At 61.2% G+C, this 17,642-nt stretch carries 18 protein-coding genes; 8 read left to right on the top strand and 10 right to left on the bottom strand.

All coding sequences use genetic code 11. The features are described 5' to 3' along the window. Positions 1 to 208 precede the first annotated feature (208 nt). Entirely contained in the window at positions 209 to 2,098 is a 1,890-nt protein-coding gene (estP, locus tag INQ47_RS09080; protein WP_404701541.1) for an esterase EstP, read from the bottom strand. Between the two features lie 367 nt (positions 2,099 to 2,465). On the opposite strand from estP, the gene INQ47_RS09075 reads away from it, so the two are divergent. From INQ47_RS09075 to INQ47_RS09060, 4 genes are all read left to right on the top strand, one after another. Further along, positions 2,466 to 3,059, top strand: coding sequence for an aminodeoxychorismate/anthranilate synthase component II (locus tag INQ47_RS09075; RefSeq protein ID WP_003255531.1), 594 nt, complete (start codon positions 2,466 to 2,468; stop codon positions 3,057 to 3,059). Between the two features lie 9 nt (positions 3,060 to 3,068). Beyond that, positions 3,069 to 4,118 (top strand): anthranilate phosphoribosyltransferase, encoded by a 1,050-nt coding sequence (gene trpD, locus INQ47_RS09070; protein ID WP_176683488.1) that lies wholly within the window; start codon positions 3,069 to 3,071, stop codon positions 4,116 to 4,118. Next, a complete protein-coding gene (trpC, locus tag INQ47_RS09065) occupies positions 4,115 to 4,948 on the top strand; it encodes an indole-3-glycerol phosphate synthase TrpC (RefSeq protein WP_404701540.1) in 834 nt (277 codons plus the stop codon). Before trpD ends, trpC begins: the two co-directional genes overlap by 4 nt. Before the next feature lie 147 nt (positions 4,949 to 5,095). Continuing rightward, positions 5,096 to 5,800 carry a lipoyl protein ligase domain-containing protein gene (locus INQ47_RS09060; RefSeq protein ID WP_209968346.1) on the top strand — a complete coding sequence of 235 codons (705 nt, stop codon included), beginning with the start codon at positions 5,096 to 5,098 and terminating at the stop codon, positions 5,798 to 5,800. Here the strand turns inward: INQ47_RS09060 and crp are convergent. Next, complete coding sequence (gene crp, locus INQ47_RS09055; protein ID WP_019436724.1) at positions 5,797 to 6,441, bottom strand: cAMP-activated global transcriptional regulator CRP; 645 nt, start codon at positions 6,439 to 6,441, stop codon at positions 5,797 to 5,799. The two genes, INQ47_RS09060 and crp, sit on opposite strands and share 4 nt — an antisense overlap. Positions 6,442 to 6,632: 191 nt before the next feature. Here crp and INQ47_RS09050 point away from each other — a divergent pair, with 191 nt between their 5' ends. Then, positions 6,633 to 7,055, top strand: a complete 423-nt coding sequence (locus INQ47_RS09050) for an OsmC family protein (RefSeq protein WP_039602515.1) — start codon at positions 6,633 to 6,635, stop codon at positions 7,053 to 7,055. A 76-nt stretch (positions 7,056 to 7,131) separates the two neighbouring features. On the opposite strand, the gene INQ47_RS09045 is transcribed toward INQ47_RS09050, so the two are convergent. From INQ47_RS09045 to hemJ, 6 genes are all read right to left on the bottom strand, one after another. Then, complete coding sequence (locus INQ47_RS09045) at positions 7,132 to 8,172, bottom strand: DUF2157 domain-containing protein (protein ID WP_404701539.1); 1,041 nt, start codon at positions 8,170 to 8,172, stop codon at positions 7,132 to 7,134. Between the two features lie 10 nt (positions 8,173 to 8,182). Then, positions 8,183 to 8,830, bottom strand: a complete 648-nt coding sequence (gene coq7 / locus INQ47_RS09040) for a 2-polyprenyl-3-methyl-6-methoxy-1,4-benzoquinone monooxygenase (RefSeq protein WP_176683482.1) — start codon at positions 8,828 to 8,830, stop codon at positions 8,183 to 8,185. Positions 8,831 to 8,895: 65 nt separating this feature from the next. Beyond that, positions 8,896 to 9,234, bottom strand: a complete 339-nt coding sequence (locus INQ47_RS09035; protein ID WP_003255518.1) for a histidine triad nucleotide-binding protein — start codon at positions 9,232 to 9,234, stop codon at positions 8,896 to 8,898. Positions 9,235 to 9,297: 63 nt separating this feature from the next. Beyond that, positions 9,298 to 10,080: an SDR family NAD(P)-dependent oxidoreductase gene (locus INQ47_RS09030; RefSeq protein ID WP_404701538.1), complete on the bottom strand. Its 783-nt coding sequence runs from the start codon at positions 10,078 to 10,080 to the stop codon at positions 9,298 to 9,300. 67 nt (positions 10,081 to 10,147) lie between these two features. Further along, positions 10,148 to 11,104, bottom strand: a complete 957-nt coding sequence (locus tag INQ47_RS09025) for an NAD(P)H-dependent flavin oxidoreductase (RefSeq protein ID WP_404701537.1) — start codon at positions 11,102 to 11,104, stop codon at positions 10,148 to 10,150. 28 nt (positions 11,105 to 11,132) lie between these two features. Beyond that, a complete protein-coding gene (hemJ, locus tag INQ47_RS09020) occupies positions 11,133 to 11,558 on the bottom strand; it encodes a protoporphyrinogen oxidase HemJ (protein WP_404701536.1) in 426 nt (141 codons plus the stop codon). Between the two features lie 141 nt (positions 11,559 to 11,699). Here hemJ and argC point away from each other — a divergent pair, with 141 nt between their 5' ends. Next, positions 11,700 to 12,734, top strand: a complete 1,035-nt coding sequence (gene argC, locus INQ47_RS09015; RefSeq protein ID WP_209968330.1) for an N-acetyl-gamma-glutamyl-phosphate reductase — start codon at positions 11,700 to 11,702, stop codon at positions 12,732 to 12,734. Between the two features lie 146 nt (positions 12,735 to 12,880). Continuing rightward, a complete protein-coding gene (erpA, locus tag INQ47_RS09010) occupies positions 12,881 to 13,231 on the top strand; it encodes an iron-sulfur cluster insertion protein ErpA (RefSeq protein ID WP_173887432.1) in 351 nt (116 codons plus the stop codon). Positions 13,232 to 13,292: 61 nt separating this feature from the next. Here erpA and INQ47_RS09005 read toward each other — a convergent pair whose 3' ends face one another. Then, the gene (locus INQ47_RS09005; RefSeq protein WP_404701535.1) at positions 13,293 to 14,384 is read right to left on the bottom strand and encodes an anhydro-N-acetylmuramic acid kinase; all 1,092 of its coding nucleotides are present in this window, start codon (positions 14,382 to 14,384) and stop codon (positions 13,293 to 13,295) included. A 3-nt stretch (positions 14,385 to 14,387) separates the two neighbouring features. Continuing rightward, the gene (locus tag INQ47_RS09000) at positions 14,388 to 15,797 is read right to left on the bottom strand and encodes a peptidoglycan DD-metalloendopeptidase family protein (protein WP_404701534.1); all 1,410 of its coding nucleotides are present in this window, start codon (positions 15,795 to 15,797) and stop codon (positions 14,388 to 14,390) included. A 213-nt stretch (positions 15,798 to 16,010) separates the two neighbouring features. Between INQ47_RS09000 and tyrS the strand changes: the two genes are divergently transcribed. Beyond that, entirely contained in the window at positions 16,011 to 17,210 is a 1,200-nt protein-coding gene (gene tyrS, locus INQ47_RS08995) for a tyrosine--tRNA ligase (RefSeq protein ID WP_404701533.1), read from the top strand. Positions 17,211 to 17,642: the final 432 nt, after the last annotated feature.

Genomic DNA, 17,642 nt, shown 5'->3' with positions numbered 1-17,642 from the left:
AGCCTCAGGCATACGAGGCCGTCGTAGGAGCGGGTTTACCCGCGAAAGGGCCGGCCCTGCTGGCCAATCTCCACCCGCCGTTCAACGTTGCCGCCGCCACCGTATTCGCGGGTAAACCGCTCCTACAAGGTTGCGCAAGCCTCAGGCATACGAGGCCGTTGTAGGAGCGGGTTCACCCGCGAATGGGCCGCAAAGCGGCCCCAGCAATTTAGAAGTCCACACTAACCCCCAGGCTAATGCCCTGCTGCGTCAACTCATCACTCTTGCGCCAGTTGTAGTTCCCGCGCAAATGCACCCCCGCCACCAGTTCATGGCTTACGCCCAGGCTCGCCCGGGTCAGGTCGCTGTGCGGTGTATACCCGGTCAGGGTGAAGTCATTTGCCGGCAAGCTGGTCAGGTGCATCGTCACATCCTGCTCGTCGTCCTCGAACTCATGCTCCTGCGCCACCTCGGCGAAAATCCGGGTACCTGCCAGTACCTGCACACTGCCCAGCAGCCCCACGCCCAGGCGGCGTGACGTGCGCTCCTGGTCATCGAAGCCAAGCGCCGTCGAGCGTCCGCTCTTCTCGTTGTAGCCATCCACCTTCACCCGCGCATAGTCGGCACTGATGAAAGGTGCCAACTGCCAGTTGCTGGTGTCGGCCGCCAGGTTGTAGCCCAGCCGCCCGGACAATGCCCAGGCTTCGCCGTCGGTGTCGCCCTTCTCACTGCGGTCATTCACGCCCAGGGCGAAGGTACGCTTGAGGTCGCTGTAGTCCAGGTGCCCGGCGGTCAGCGCTGCGTCGGCCCACCAGCGGTCCTGGCGGTATTGGGCAAAGGCACTGGCCATATAGCTGTTCAGCTTGTAGTCCGAGTCCTGTTCGCCAGCTTCCAGCTTCTGCCGGTACGCACCGCCGGCCAGGCCCAGGCGCCAGGCGTCGCTCAGGCGATAGCTGCCGCCAAAGGTCAGGTTGTAGCCGCGACCGTCACCGCTGGCCGCGCTGTGCTGGCCGTCGAAGTCCAAGTCCTGAGCGCCGCTGGCGACAAAGGCTTGCCAATGGCCAACTGCTTGCCAAGGCGTCTGCCACTGATTGCGCAACTCATCCTGGTGAGCCCGCAGACTGGCGTGGGCCATTTCCGGTAGCAGGGTCAGTTCCCAAGGGGCAGCGAGGATCGAGTAGGCGTAATCGGCAATCAGTTGTTGGCCCGCGATGGTCGGGTGTACCGAGTCGTTGAACAGCAGTTTGGTCGGGTCTGGCGTGGTGCCGTTGACCCCGTACACCGGGTTTTCCACGCAGCTGTCTCCGCTGTAGCAGGTGCCGACCAGGTTCTGGTCGCTGGCCAGGCCGAACTGGCTGGGGCTGGCCAGCGCCTCGCTCAAAAGCACAGGGATGTTCAGTGGAATGATCTGGGCATCGATCTGCCCTAGCTGGCTGATCAATGACTGGTTGAACGCAGCGGAGAGCAGTGACAGTGGGTTTTGCTGTGGCGTGCCGCTGAAATTGGGTGTTTGGCCGAGGTCAGGCAGTAGCCAAACCATGATGTAGCGCGCACCTCCTTGCTGAAGCGCTTGGGCGCTGGCAGCCAGGCGGGCGCCGGCGGCTACGGCGTCGGCCGGGCTATTCACCAGGCCCTGCAGGAAGTCGTTACCGCCGCCTGTCAGATAGTACAAGGCATTTGGGTCGGCGCGCAGGCCGTTGGCCAGGTAGCCGGGGCGCTCGCGCAGCACCTGCCCGGCATTGGGGTTTCCAGGTGGGATGACGGTCTCGGACGTTGTCGTGATCGAGTCCAGGATCTGCTGGGTGGTGTACCCACCGACTGCCCAGTTATTACCATCGGGCTGGATGCCTATGGATGTCGACGGGTTAAGGTCGCCTGGCGCGACGCCCAGGCGGCCACCGAGGATCATCGGCGACACCGGGGCGAAGTTGCCGTCGGCGTCACGGTTGGTGAAACGCGCGCCTGGGGTACCGCCACCAAGATCGGGAAACTGCCCCGCATCGGCGAGGCTGTCGCCAAACACGATCAGTGAGGAATAGGGCGAAGGGCCAGCCAACGCCTGGCTGCATGCCAGGGCCAGTGAAGCGAGGGTAAAGCGCAATAACGGGGCTTTTCGCATCAGGGAACATCCTTTTCTTTGTTTTTATCAGGACAAGCCCATCGACCTTAGCAAATCGTCGTGCTTCGCTCCCAAGTCCATTCGTTTCCCCGTGTTTACAGGCATATTGCGCCCGTCGCCCCGGTAGGCTACTGTGCCGGGACGTATGAGCGAGACCTATCCTGTGTTGATCGTCAGCAAACTCTTGATGCGCGTAATCAAGGCCCACGCCCGTTGGCGTTGGCGCGCCTGACTTTATCTCCTGCCGGCCCGTCCGGCCCGTCCCCGTTTGCCTTCTCGTTTACCGCCCGTTGTGGCAAAGCCGCGCCTGTGGCTGGTGCTGGAAGGTTCGAATCATGAAGTCAGTAGATTCAAGAGGTTTAACACCATGTTACTGATGATCGACAATTACGACTCATTCACTTACAACGTCGTTCAGTACCTTGGCGAGTTGGGTGCTGAGGTCAAGGTCATTCGCAATGACGAAATGACAATCGCCCAGATCGAGGCCCTCAACCCTGAGCGCATCGTCGTATCCCCGGGGCCGTGCACTCCAAGTGAGGCAGGCGTGTCCATCGAGGCCATCCTGCATTTCGCCGGGAAGTTGCCAATCCTTGGCGTATGCCTGGGCCACCAGTCAATCGGGCAGGCCTTTGGCGGCGACGTTGTACGTGCACGCCAGGTCATGCACGGCAAGACCAGCCCGGTATATCACCGCGACCTGGGCGTGTTCGCCAGCCTTAACAATCCGCTGACCGTGACCCGTTACCACTCGCTGGTGGTAAAGCGTGAAACCTTGCCAGACTGCCTGGAAGTTACCGCCTGGACCTCCCATGCTGACGGTTCGGTCGATGAGATCATGGGCCTACGCCACAAGACGCTGAATATCGAAGGGGTGCAATTCCACCCTGAGTCGATCCTGACCGAGCAGGGCCACGAACTGTTCGCCAATTTCCTCAAGCAGACCGGCGGCCGCCGTTAAGGATCGAACATGGATATCAAGAGTGCGTTGAGCCGTATCGTCGGCCAACTGGACCTTACTACCGAAGAAATGCGTCAGGTCATGCGCCAGATCATGACCGGTCAGTGCAGCGAGGCGCAGATAGGCGCTTTCCTGATGGGCATGCGCATGAAAAGCGAAAGCATCGACGAAATCGTCGGTGCGGTGTCGGTGATGCGTGAGCTGGCCGAAAAGGTCGAGCTGCAAAGCCTTGATGGTGTCGTCGATATTGTCGGTACCGGCGGTGATGGCGCCAACATCTTCAACGTCTCCACCGCTTCGTCCTTCGTCCTGGCGGCGGCGGGCTGCCCGGTGGCCAAGCATGGTAACCGCGCAGTATCGGGCAAGAGCGGCAGTGCCGACCTGCTGGAAGCTGCCGGCATCTACCTGAACCTGACGCCAACTCAAGTGGCGCGCTGCATCGACAGCCTGGGCATCGGATTCATGTTCGCGCAAAGTCACCACTCGGCCATGAAACACGCCGCAGGCCCGCGTCGAGAACTGGGGTTGCGCACCCTGTTCAATATGCTCGGCCCGCTTACGAATCCGGCCGGAGTGAAGCACCAGGTGGTCGGTGTGTTCGCGCAAACCCTTTGCCGCCCGCTGGCTGAGGTGCTGCAGCGCCTGGGTAGCAAGCATGTGCTGGTAGTACACTCGAAGGATGGCCTGGACGAGTTCAGCCTGGCGGCACCCACCTTCGTCGCCGAACTGAAAAACGATGAGATCACTGAATATTGGGTCGAGCCGGAAGACCTCGGCATTAAGAGCCAGAGCCTTCATGGCCTGGCTGTCGAGAGCCCGCAGGCTTCGCTGGAGCTGATTCGCGATGCGCTGGGCCGGCGCAAGACCGAGAACGGCCAGAAGGCCGCCGAGATGATCGTGCTTAATGCTGGCGCGGCGCTGTATGCCGCTGACCATGCCATGAGCCTGAAAGCCGGTGTAGAACTGGCCCATGATGTACTGCACACCGGCTTGGCCTGGGAGAAGCTGCAGGAACTGGGTGCCTTTACTGCAGTATTCAAGGTGGAGAACGAAGCATGAGTGTGCCGACAGTGCTGGAAAGGATCATTGCCCGCAAATTTCAGGAAGTGGCCGAGCGCAGTGCACGCGTCAGCTTCGCCGAGCTGGAGGGCCTGGCCAAGGCCGCCGACGCCCCTCGTGGCTTCGCCAATGCGCTGATCGAGCAGGCCAAGCGCAAGCAGCCAGCGGTGATTGCCGAAATCAAGAAGGCTTCGCCAAGCAAGGGCGTGATCCGTGAGCACTTCGTGCCGGCGGAAATCGCGGTCAGCTACGAGAAGGGCGGGGCCACCTGCCTGTCGGTGCTGACCGATGTTGATTATTTCCAGGGTGCCGATGAGTACTTGCAGCAGGCCCGCGCAGCGGTTTCGCTGCCGGTGATCCGCAAGGACTTCATGGTCGACCCTTACCAGATCGTCGAAGCCCGGGCCTTGGGGGCAGACTGCGTACTGCTGATCGTGTCGGCGTTGGACGACGTGAAGATGGCTGAACTGGCCGCCACTGCCAAGGACGTCGGCCTCGACGTGCTGGTAGAAGTGCACGATGGCGATGAGCTGGAGCGCGCGCTGAAAACCCTGGATACGCCGCTGGTGGGGGTGAACAACCGCAACCTGCACACTTTCGAGGTCAGCCTGGAAACCACCCTCGACCTGTTGCCACGCATTCCGCGTGACCGTCTGGCGATTACCGAAAGCGGTATTCTCAACCGGGCCGATGTGGAGCTGATGGCAATCAACGAGGTTTACTCGTTCCTGGTGGGGGAGGCGTTCATGCGCGCCGAGCAGCCTGGCCTGGAATTACAGCGGCTGTTCTTCCCCGAGCAGGTGAAGAAGACTGTTCAGCATCTGGACTGATCAAATGAAGCCGGCGTTTTTGCCGGCTTTTTTGTACCTGTAATGGCCTCTTCGCGGGCAAGCCCGCTCCTACACGATTACGCGTCCCGTTGTAGGAGCGGGTTTACCCGCGAAGAGACCTGTTAAATCAACATCATAGGTGGATCAATGACCGATCAACCCCTGGCCCTGACTGTCGAACAGGGCCTGCACGCGGAGCAGGAACTGCTGGCCGCCGTCTGCCGCGGCGAACGCGAGAGTGGTGTGCTGTTCTGGCGTCCGACCGACCACGCTCTGGTCATGCCTCGGCGCATGAGCCGGCTGGGCAACTTCGAAGTCGCCTGCGCGGAATTGGCTATTGCTGGCTGGCCGGTGCTGCTGCGAGAAACCGGCGGTGAGCCGGTACCTCAGTCGCATTCGACGGTGAACGTTGCACTGGTCTACGCCGCGCCGCGCAGTGAAGGCGACCACGGCCGTATCGAAAATGCCTACGAGCGCCTGTGTCTGCCGCTGTGCGATGTGCTGCGTGAGTGGGGTGGGGTAGCGTCAGTCGGGGAAATTGACGGGGCCTTCTGCGATGGCCGCTACAACGTCAACCTCAATGGCCGCAAACTGGTGGGTACCGCCCAGCGCTGGCGTCAGGGCCTGGGTGGCAAGCGCCCGGTGGTGCTGGTGCACGGTGCGCTGCTGCTGGACAACGAGCGCGAGTCGATGGTGGCGGCGGTCAACCGCTTCAACGAGTGCTGCGAGCTGGAACAACGCTGTCGCGCTGATGCGCACATCGCCTTGCACGAAGTAGCGCCGGCAGCACCCTGGTTTGAGCGCCTTTCGCAGGCCTACGCCAAGGTACTGGCCGAGTTGCCCAAGGACTAGCGGGTACCGTAGACCACCATGGTCTTACCCTTGACCTGCACCAGGCTGCGTTCCTCCAAATCCTTTAGAACGCGGCCGACCATTTCCCGAGAGCAACCGACGATTCGGCCGATTTCTTGACGGGTAATCTTGATCTGCATGCCATCGGGGTGGGTCATGGCATCGGGCTGCTTGCACAGCTCCAGCAGGCAACGGGCAACTCGCCCGGTCACGTCGAAAAATGCCAAATCGCCAACCTTGCGCGTAGTGTTGCGCAGGCGCTGGGCCATCTGGCTACCCAGGGCGTAGAGGATTTCAGGGTCCTGGCGCGCCAGTTCGCGAAACTTCTCGTAGCTGATTTCGGCCACTTCGCATTCGGTCTTGGCGCGTACCCAGGCACTGCGCTGCTGTTCGCCATCAACGGGCTCGAACAGGCCTAGCTCGCCAAAGAAATCGCCATTGTTGAGGTAGGCGATGATCATTTCATGGCCGTCGTCGTCCTCGATGAGGATGGTGACCGAACCCTTGATGATGAACGACAGTGTCTCGGCCCGGTCGCCGGCGCAGATGATGTTGCTTTTGGCGGTGTAGCGGCGGCGCTGGCAGTGTACCAGCAGCTTGTCGATGTTCTTTATCTTGGCGGGTAGGGCGGAGGCAACCATCACGAAATCCTGTTCGATACGACGCATAGGCTTTTTATAGAGGTTGGCTGACGGAAAGCGCCAGTCATTTGGCGCCAGCTTATCAGACACTACAGGATGTTTCGGTACTAAACCGACACATCTCGTGCTTTTCCCACAGCCGCACAAGGTCTAAGCTGACACCCTTTTCCGAAAATCAGGAGTCCGGGTAGATGAAGGCACGTATCCAGTGGGCCGGTGAGGCAATGTTCCTCGGCGAATCGGGGAGCGGCCATGTCGTCGTAATGGACGGCCCGCCCGAGGCCGGTGGCCGCAACCTGGGCGTGCGACCGATGGAAATGCTGTTGCTGGGCCTGGGTGGCTGCAGCAGCTTTGACGTGGTGAGCATTCTGAAGAAGTCGCGCCAGGCAGTGGAAAGCTGCGAGGCGTTTCTGGACGCGGAGCGCGCCAGCGAAGACCCGAAGGTGTTCACCAAGATTCACATGAACTTCGTGGTCAAGGGGCGTGGGCTGAAAGAAGCGCAGGTCAAGCGGGCGGTGGAGTTGTCGGCGGAGAAGTACTGCTCGGCTTCGATCATGCTCGAGCGTGCCGGGGTTGAGATTACCCATGGGTATGAAATCGTAGAGCTGGGTTAAGGCTGAGATACCGGGGCCGCTTTGCAGCCCTTGTGGAAGCGGGTGAACCCGCTCCCTTATGCGGCCCGGGTGGCCTTCAGTTGCGCAGGGCCGGAAGGGCCATCCGCAACCATTGCGGAAGACTGCTTCTCAGGGCCTGGCTCATCCGCTCCCGGTGCTTCTGGTAAACCAGGCCAAGCCAGATAACCCCCAGCCCAATCAAGGTCACCACCACCGGGAACAGCAACGACTGAGCAAACACCTCGTACGACAGATATCCCAGATAAGCCGCCACCCCCAGCGCACCAAACACCATGAACACCGGTCGGCGCAGCAGTACCGCCATGCCCATCAGCGCAATGTTGATCAGGCAGTACAGGGCCTTGCCCAACTCACTGCCGCTGTCCAGCAGTGTCAGCCCGCCCCAGAATGCTGCCAGCCCGGCCAGATAACCCCAACGGGCGTAGTCTTCACGTGTGCGACCGTCTATCACGAGGAAAACCACCAGCAAGCCCAACCCAAACCACAGGGATACCTGGCGGCGCTGCTCCCAGCTGAACGGGGAGCCGAAGAACCACTCGCTAAGGTCCATCGACATGAACCACAAGGCCACGGCTATTGGCATGACGACGAACGGGTAGGGGATCAACCGCAGCATTAGCAGGCCGGCAAGCACCGTGGCGGCCTCCATCGCCAGCCAGCCGCCCTGCACGTAGGTGTAGTACTGATGGTAGTCGGCCTGCGCATCGTCCAGTGGCCACCAGCCGAACATGCGTTCGATAGCGAATACCGCCAGCGGCACGATGCTGACTGCAACGGCAGCCAGTACGCCAGCAGCGACGGGTTGGGCGCGGCGCTGCAGATTGAGGGCGAGCAGGGTGATCAGCAGGATGTAGAGGCTGGCGATGATCAACAGCGCGCCGTCACCGATGCTCATCCAGGCCTCGGTGAGTAACCAGCCCATGGCCGCCATGATCAGCATGGCGCCAAAGTAGAAAGCAACATGGGCCAGCTGGAAGCTGCCACGAGGTGCGGGTTGCTGGCGTAGGAATGCCAGCAGGCTTTGGTCCTGACCCGGCTGGAGAATGCCTGCTTGCACGGCGCGCGCCAGGTCCTTGGCGTCGAATCGATCCGTCATGGTGATGCCTTCAGATGCGGTATGTGCTCTTGGTCATGACCTTGGCCAGCAAGCTCATGCCAAAGCGGACGGGGGCCGGAAAGCGATAACCACCGGCTTCCAGTGCAGACTCGGCGTGTTGCTCTTCGTCAATGCGCATTTGCTCGAGAATGGCCCGGGATTTTTCATCTTCGTGCGGCAACTGCTCCAGGTGCTCGTCGAGGTGCTTGCACACCTGATGTTCGGTAGCGGCGACGAAGCCCAGGCTGACCTTGTCGCTGACCAGCCCGGCGAGTGCGCCGATGCCGAACGACATGCCGTAGAACAGCGGGTTGAGCACGCTCGGGTGGCTGTTCAGCTGGCGAATGCGCTGTTCGCACCAGGCCAGGTGGTCCACTTCTTCCTCGGCGGCATGCTCCATGGCCTTGCGCACTTCCGGGAGCTTGGCGGTCAGGGCCTGGCCTTGGTACAGCGCCTGGGCGCAGACTTCACCGGTATGGTTGATGCGCATCAGCCCGGCAATATGACGGGCCTGTTGCTCGTCCAGGTCAGCGTCTGGCTGGACGATGGCCGGCGATGGCCGGGCGGGTTGGCCGCTGAAGGGCAGCAAGGTGCGCATGGCAGTATCGGCCTGCAGCAACAAGCGGTCGAGCGGCGAGTAGTGACGTTCGGTAGCCATCGGGCACCTCCGCAAGAATGTGCCCGACAGTTTACCGCAATAGCGGCGGGGTCGCTTGCCGTGGGTCAGCCCGGTGGCCAGTTCATCTGGCGCTGGCCAAGCACGTGCATATGGATGTGGTAGACGGTCTGGCCGCCTTTGGGGTTGCAGTTCATGACCACACGGAAACCTTCCTCGCAGCCTTGTTCGACAGCCAGGCGCTGGGCGGTGAACAGGATGTGGCCAGCCAGGGCCTTGTCTTCTTCGGTCAGGTCATTGAGGGTGCGAATGTGCTTTTTCGGGATGACCAGAAAATGTACCGGTGCCGCGGGTGCAATGTCCTTGAAGGCCAGGATCTGGTCGTCTTCATAGATGATATCTGCCGGGATTTCCCGGTTGATGATTTTGAGGAATAGATCGTCCACAGCACTTGCTCCATGGTGAGGGTCGGGCCGAGTGTACTCAGCCGGGCGCCGCTCGCCCAGTGGCTATTCCATGCCTAAGGGGCAATAGCGGCGGTGGATGGCCCCGGCCAGCTTGCGCACCAGCCAGCGCGGCAGCAGCCGCGGGGCGAACGCCAGCCAGCGGTTGCGCCGGCCGGGCATGATCAGCGCGCGGTTCTTGTCCAGTGCCCGCACGGTGTACAGCGCCACTTCCTCGGGGCTGAGACAGCGTTGCTTGCCATCGAGCCGCGCAATGCGCCTGCGTGCGGAACGCACTGGGCCAGGGCACAGTACAGAGACCTTGATGCCGGTGCGCTTCAGTTCTTCGCGCAGGGCCTGGGAAAAGCTCAAAACGTAGGCCTTGCTGGCGGCATAGGCGGCCATCCATGGGCCAGGCGCCACCCCGGCCAAGCCGGCGACGTTGAGAATCTGCCCGCCACCCTGCACAGCCATCAGGTTACCGATGGCGTGGCACAGGCGGCTCAGGGCCAGCACGTTGACCTCCAGCAGGTCTTGTTCGTCGGCCCATTCATGGGCCAGAAACGGCCCAAAGGTGCGCAAGCCTGCGCAGTTGACCAGCAAATCGATACGCCGCTCACCTTCTTCCAGCTCTAGCACGAAGCCTGAAAGGCGCAACGGCTGACTGAGGTCGCAGGCGCGGAACAGCACCTCGACACCGAAACGTTGGGTCAGCTCGATGGCGACAGGCTCCAGCGTTTCTCGTTGGCGTGCCACCAGGATCAGGTTGCGCCCGCGCCGTGCCAGCGCTTCCGCCAAGGCCAGGCCCAGGCCGCTGGAAGCACCAGTGATCATGGCGTAACGGGTCATGCAAGGCTCCTGGGGGCGGAAGAGGGCGCCTAGTGTACAACTTGCCCGTGCAAGGTGTTGCCTTTTGCTACAAGGTGCTGGCGCGCAAAACCTGGCAGCGTTCCAGGGCTTGTCGGTACTCGCCATGCAGGCGCTCGATCAATGAGCTGGCGCTGGGCAGGTCATGGATGGCTCCGACGCCCTGGCCCGCTGACCATACGGTCTTCCAGGCCTTGGCTTCGTCATCGATCGGCTTGAGCTTACCTTGCACCTGCCCCCCTTTGAGGGTGTTCATATCGTAGCCGGCCTGCTCCAGGCTCTGGCGCAGGAAGCTGGCTGGGATTCCGGACACCACTGGTGTGTGGATGATGTCGGCGGCGTGGGCATCCAGCAGCATCTGTTTGTAGGCGCCCTGAGCCTGGCTTTCTGTGGTAGCGATGAAGCGCGTGCCCATGTACGCCAGGTCCGCCCCCAGCAGTTGTGCGGCCAGGATTTCGTGGCCGTGGTTAATGCAGCCAGCCAGCAGCAGGGTCTTGTCGAAGAACTGGCGAATTTCTGCGGCCAGGGCGAACGGGCTCCAGGTGCCGGCATGGCCGCCCGCGCCTGCGGCGACGGCGATAAGGCCATCGACACCGGCTTCGGCGGCCTTTTCGGCATGCCGGCGGGTGGTGACATCATGAAACACCAGGCCGCCGTAGCTGTGTACGGCATCGACCACTTCCTTCACCGCGCCCAGGCTGGTGATGACGATCGGCACCCGGTGCTTCACGCACAAGGCAAGGTCGGCCTGCAGGCGCGGGTTGGTCGGGTGGACGATCAGGTTGACGGCATAGGGCGCTGGTGCCTGCAGTTGAGCCAGGCCAGCCTCGATCTCTTCCAGCCAGGCCTTGAAGCCAGCGCTGTCGCGTTGGTTCAGGGCCGGGAAACTGCCAACCACGCCGCTGGCGCAGCAGGCCAGCACCAGTTGGGGGTTGGAGATGAGGAACATCGGCGCGGCAACCACGGGCAGCCGCAGGCGTTGTTCGAGCGAGGCAGGTAGCGACATGGCAAGGCTCCTTGAGCGGGTGGCTATGTCAGAACGGTTTCACCACCACCAGAATGACGATAGCCAGCAGGATCAGCACGGGCACTTCGTTGAACCAGCGATAGTAGACATGGCTGCGGTTGTTGGTGCCGTTGGCGAAGCGTTTGCGCTGGGCACCGCACACGTGATGGTAGCCGGTCAGCAGGATGACCAGAGTGAGCTTGGCATGCAGCCATCCCTGGCTCAGCCAGCCGGGGGTGAGGTACAGCATCCAGACGCCAAAAACGTAGGTGGCGATCATCGCCGGGTTCATGATGCCGCGGTACAGCTTGCGCTCCATGGTCACGAAGCGTTCCTGGCTGATGCTGTCCTGGCTCTGGGCGTGGTAGACGAACAGCCTGGGCAGGTAAAACAGGCCGGCGAACCAGCAGACCACGCTGACGATATGCAGCGCTTTGATCCATAGGTAAAGCATGGAGGAGTTCCTTCAGGTAATCACGGTCGTCAGATAGTAGTGGTCAAGCGCCCGAAGGGTCACCCGAAGAGTTGTTACAGGCGCCCTGCGCCCCTATTATCGTGCGCTTTCCACACGGCTCGTTGATAAGGGGCAAGCGTTATGATCAAGGTCGGTATCGTCGGCGGCACGGGTTACACCGGCGTCGAACTGTTGCGTCTGCTGGCACAGCATCCACAGGCCGAAGTGGCGGTCATCACTTCGCGCTCCGAGGCGGGCGTGGCGGTGGCGGACATGTACCCGAACCTGCGCGGCCACTATGACGGGCTGGCGTTCAGCGTACCGGACAGCAAGGCTTTGGCCGCCTGCGATGTGGTGTTCTTCGCCACGCCGCATGGTGTTGCCCACGCCCTGGCTGGTGAGTTGCTGGTGGCCGGCACCAAGGTGATCGACCTGTCGGCCGACTTCCGCCTGCAGGATGCCGCCGAGTGGGGCAAGTGGTACGGTCAGCCGCATGGCGCGCCAGAGCTGCTTAAGGACGCCGTGTATGGCCTGCCTGAAGTCAACCGCGAGAAGATCCGCCAGGCTCGCCTGATCGCTGTGCCGGGTTGCTATCCGACCGCCACCCAGCTGGGCTTCCTGCCGCTGCTGGAAGCAGGGCTGGCTGACCCGTCGCGCCTGATCGCCGACTGCAAGTCGGGCGTCAGCGGTGCAGGCCGTGGTGCGGCAGTGGGCTCGCTGTTCTGCGAAGCCGGCGAAAGCATGAAAGCATACGCGGTAAAGGGCCATCGCCACCTGCCGGAGATCAGCCAAGGCTTGCGCCTGGCCGCGGGCAAGGACATCGGGCTGACTTTCGTGCCGCATCTGACGCCGATGATCCGCGGCATCCATGCCACCCTGTACGCGAATGTGGTCGATACCTCGGTCGACCTGCAGGCGCTGTACGAGAAGCGCTACGCCGACGAACCGTTCGTCGACGTGATGCCAGCTGGCAGCCATCCGGAAACCCGCAGCGTGCGCGGCGCCAACGTTTGTCGCATTGCGGTTCATCGCCCGCAGGGTGGTGACCTGGTGGTGGTGCTGTCGGTGATCGACAACCTGGTCAAGGGCGCCTCCGGCCAGGCGGTACAGAACCTCAACATTCTGTTCGGCCTGGATGAGCGCATGGGCCTGGCCCATGCCGGCTTGCTGCCGTAAGCAGCCAGCGTTCGAAAAGGCCCGCGTCGTGCGGGCCTTTTTGTATGTCGCGACTAAAGCCGCACAATTCTTGACCGATTTTCTCGGGAAAGCGGATAATGCGCGTCATCGAGTTTTATGGCGGCTACCGCGCCGGGAGAATCAACATGAGTGTCGAAACCTTCACCCCTACCGGCCTGGAGTTCACCCATGGGGCAGCCCAGAAGGTGAAAAACCTGGTCAATGAGGAAGGCAATGAACGTCTGAAACTGCGGGTGTTCGTGACCGGTGGTGGTTGCTCGGGCTTCCAGTATGGCTTTACGTTTGATGAAGATGTGGCCGAAGATGACACCATCGTCGAGCGCGAGGGCGTCTCCCTGGTGGTCGACCCGATGAGCTTCCAGTACCTGGCCGGCGCCGAAGTGGACTACCAGGAAGGCCTGGAAGGTTCGCGTTTCGTGATCAAGAATCCGAATGCCACCACCACCTGTGGTTGCGGCTCGTCGTTCTCGATCTAAGGCTTCGCCAGAAAGCAAAACGCCGCGCAATTGCGCGGCGTTTTGCTTTCTGGCGAAGCGGTCATGCCGGGTAGATCGCGCCCAGTATGCGCAACCCTTTGGCTGCAGTGACGGTGGGGCGGTTGGCAGCAATGCCTTCCAGGCAGCAATGGGCCAACCAGGCAAAGGCCATGGCCTCGACCCAGTCCGGGTCCACGCCATGGGCGCCAGTGCTGGCGACATGGGTGTCGGGTAGCAGCTGCCCGAGGCGGGCCATCAGCGCGCCGTTACGTGCCCCGCCACCACATACAAGAAGCGCTTCGGTGCCTTGCTGGGCGTTGTTCAACGAGTCGATGATGCTGCGAGCGGTCAGCTCCAGCAGTGTTGCCTGTACGTCTTCGTCGCGGTAAACGGGTAGGCGGGCCAGGTGAGCATCCAGCCAAGGCAGGTTGAATACCTCGCGGCCGGTGCTCTTCGGGCCGCTGCCGGCGAAGAACGGGTCGCCGAGCAATGCACTGAGCAGACCCGCTTGAACCACCCCCGAAGCCGCCCAGGCACCATCCTTATCGTAGGCCTGGCCAAGCTTGCGCTCGATCCAGGCATCCAGCAGCACGTTACCAGGGCCGCAGTCGAAGCCGTGCACCGGTTTCTCCTGTTCGATCAGGCTCAGGTTGCTGAAGCCGCCCACGTTCAGGATTGCCAGTCGCTGACCAAGGTGGTTGAACAGGGTCTCGTGGAAGGCGGGCACCAGCGGCGCACCTTGGCCGCCGGCTGCCACATCGCGGCGGCGGAAGTCGGCGACCACGCTGATGCCGGTAAGCTCGGCGAGCAACGCCGGGTTGCCGATCTGCACAGTAAAACCACGTGCCGGTTCGTGGCGGATGGTCTGGCCGTGGCTGCCAATGGCGCGGATGGCTTCCGCCTTCAGGCCCTGGCGAGCCAGCAACTGGTGGATACCTTCGCCTGCCAGGCTAGCCCAGCGGTTTTCCGCCAATGCCGCACGTGCGATCTCGTCAGGGCCGCTGCTGCACAGGGCAAGCAGTTCCTGACGCAAGTCGTCGGGCATTGGCAGGTAATGGGTGGCGAGCAGCTCAGGCTGCTCGCCTTGTTCGATCAGGGCAATGTCCAGGCCATCGAGGCTGGTGCCGGACATCACCCCCAGATAGAGCGCCATGGCTTAGCGCTTGTTCGCTGCGAGCATGGTTGCCTTTTCCTGGTCCATACGGGCAATCAGTGGTTGGCTCTGCTGCAGGAAGCGCTGGCGCTCGTTTCTGGCGATCGGGTCGGCCATCGGGACTTTCTGGCTCAGCGGATCGACGTGCACACCGTTGACCTGAAACTCGTAGTGCAGGTGCGGTCCGGTGGACAGGCCAGTGGTGCCGATATAGCCAATGATCTGGCCCTGCTTGACCGTGCTGCCAGTTTTGATGCCCTTGGCGAAGCCCTGCATGTGGCCGTACAGCGTCTTGTAACGGTTACCGTGCTGGATAATCACGGTATTGCCGTAGCCGCCTCGGCGACCGGCAAGCTCGATACGGCCGTCACCAGCTGCCTTGATCGGCGTACCGCGGGGAGCTGCGTAGTCGACGCCCTTATGGGCGCGGATCTTGTTCAGGATCGGGTGCTTGCGGCCGGCGGAAAAGCGTGAGCTGATGCGGGCGAAGTCGACTGGGGTACGGATGAAGGCCTTGCGCAGGCTGTTGCCGTCGGCAGTGTAGTAGCTAGTGTTGCCCTGCTTGTTGGTATAGCGCACGGCGGTGTAGGTCTTGCCGCGGTTGGTGAAGCGGGCGGACAGGATATTGCCGGTACCGACGACCTTGCCGTCCATCACTTTCTGCTCATAGACCACGTCGAACTCGTCGCCCGGGCGAATGTCCTGAGCGAAGTCGATGTCGTAACCCAGCACGCGGGCCAGGTTCATGGTCATGCTGTGGGACAGGCCGGCGCGCTGGGCCGATGCCGACAGCGAACTCTTGATCACACCGTGGGCATAGGCGGTACGCACCACCGGCTTGCTGACTTCACGATTGAAGGTGTAGCCCTTGGCGGTCTTGGTCAGGTGAATGGTTTCTAGGCTGCTGACCTTGCTGCTCAGGCTGGCCAGTTGGCCATCCTTGTCGAGCTCGAACTGCAGCACTTGGCCGTGCTTGAGCTGGCTGAACTGCTTGGCCTGCTTGTTACTTGCCAGCAGGTCATGCACTGCATTGGCTGGCAGGCCAACCTTGGCGAACAGGGTTGACAGTGTATCGCCACGGGCCACGGTGATCTCTCGGTGGCCTGGTTCTTTGGTAGGTTCGGCGACCGGGGCTTTCTGTTCGGCTTTCTGGGTCTCGGGAGTAGCGTCTTCGATCTGGACGAAAGGCGAGGTTTGCCCACCTTCTGCCTGCACCAGCGGCGCAGCACGGGACTCGTCTCTCAGTTGCTCGACAGGGCTTTCCAGCTCGAGGTTGAGGGTAGTTTTCTTGGCTTCCACTTCGCTGGATGGGAATACCAGCAGAGCCAAGCTGAGCAGGGCGGCAATGCCGCTGGCGGCCAACAGATGGCTTTTCGGATAAAGCGGGGGCGCTTTAGGCGGTTCGTTGGTCATAGGCAAGGTGACTTTGAAAAAAGTGAAATGGAAAAGATGAATGACATGATGAAGATGAAATAACTGTATAAAATATAACCAAATCCATTTTCACGCAAGGGCGCGTAGACGCCGCAAGCCTGTACCCGGGTCACATTCCTTTGCGAAACTTGTATTTGACGGCCGATCTTGTATGGTTGGCTCCCCCTGAATCTGAGCCTTGCGGGTTTGTCTATGAAGTCGGTTGAAGAGCAGCTGGCGCTTATAAAGCGCGGTGCGGAAGAAGTACTGGTCGAGTCGGAACTGGTGGAGAAGCTCAAGCGCGGCCAGCCTCTGCGCATCAAGGCTGGCTTCGACCCGACTGCACCTGACCTGCACCTTGGTCACACGGTGCTGATCAACAAGCTGCGTCAGTTCCAGGAGCTGGGCCATCAGGTCATCTTCCTGATCGGTGACTTCACCGGCATGATCGGCGACCCTAGTGGCAAAAGTGCCACTCGCCCGCCGCTGACCCGTGAACAGGTGCTGGATAACGCCGAGACTTACAAGCAGCAGGTGTTCAAGATCCTCGACCCGGCCAAGACCGAAGTCGCGTTCAACTCCACCTGGATGGACAAGCTGAGCCCCGCTGACTTCATTCGCCTGGCGTCGCAGTGCACTGTGGCGCGCATGCTGGAGCGTGATGACTTCGACAAGCGTTACACCACCAATCAGCCGATTGCTATCCACGAGTTCCTCTACCCGCTGGTGCAAGGCTACGACTCGGTGGCGCTGAAGGCGGATGTGGAGCTGGGAGGTACCGACCAGAAGTTCAACCTGCTGATGGGGCGCGAACTGCAGCGCGCCTATGGTCAGGAAGCGCAGAACATCGTGACCATGCCGTTGCTCGAAGGGCTCGACGGCGTGAAGAAGATGTCCAAGTCGCTGGGTAACTATGTCGGCATCCAGGAGGCGCCAGGGGTGATGTACAGCAAGCTGGTGTCTATCCCGGATACCCTGATGTGGCGTTACTTCGAGCTGCTGAGCTTCCGATCTATGGAAGAAATCGAGCAGTTCCGTGCCGACGTTGCCAGCGGCGCCAACCCGCGTGACATCAAGATCAAGTTGGCAGAAGAAATCGTTGCGCGCTTCCACGGTGAAGAGGCGGCTGCCAATGCTCACCGTGCTGCGGGTAACCGTATGAAGGAAGGTGAGCTGCCGGAAGATCTGCCGGAAGTCGAAGTGGTCGCGGCGGAAGACCTGCCGATTGCTGCTGTGCTGAACCGGGCCGGGTTGGTGAAGAACTCGGCACAGGCTCGTGATTTGCTTAGTGGCGGCGCGGTGAAGGTTGATGGTGCCGTGGTCGACAAGGACTTCATGTTTGTCCTTGGTGCTACTCATGTATGCCAGGCGGGTAAGAAGTCGTTTGGCCGGGTTACCCTCAAGGCTGAGTGATTGGCTGGTGGTGTAGCTATATAGAAGCGGGGAGGCCGGTAGGCCTCCCCGTTTTGTTTTTGGGGTTTGGTTGTTGCTGTTGTAGGGGGGGTATGTCTTGAGGTGGTTTTGGCGGTGAGATGTGTCTGCCATAACCCCTGCAGCGCATGTGGCGAACACTTGGCAGCCCCGATACGGTCTTTTCCCCTTATATTTCACTTTCTTGAAATTAAAGGTTGACGCCCTCTCGAATCCCCTTATAATGCGCCCCACTTCCAGCGACAACGGAACGACAAACTCCTTGAAATTCAATGAGTTAGACAATTCTGAAGGTGCTGTAAGGGCTACGATCAAATGATCGAAAGCGGTTGAAAAGGTGGTTGACAGTGCTTCTAAGTGCTGTATGATTCGCCTCCCGCTACGAGAGATCGCAGCGAGCCAAGTGTTTGAAGC

It is taken from the genome of Pseudomonas sp. 3HC3 (assembly GCF_044904505.1).
GTDB classification, from domain to species: Bacteria; Pseudomonadota; Gammaproteobacteria; order Pseudomonadales; family Pseudomonadaceae; genus Aquipseudomonas; species Aquipseudomonas putida_Y.
The sequence above is the reverse complement of the archived record's forward strand: the minus strand, read 5'-3'. Positions and strand labels throughout refer to the sequence as shown.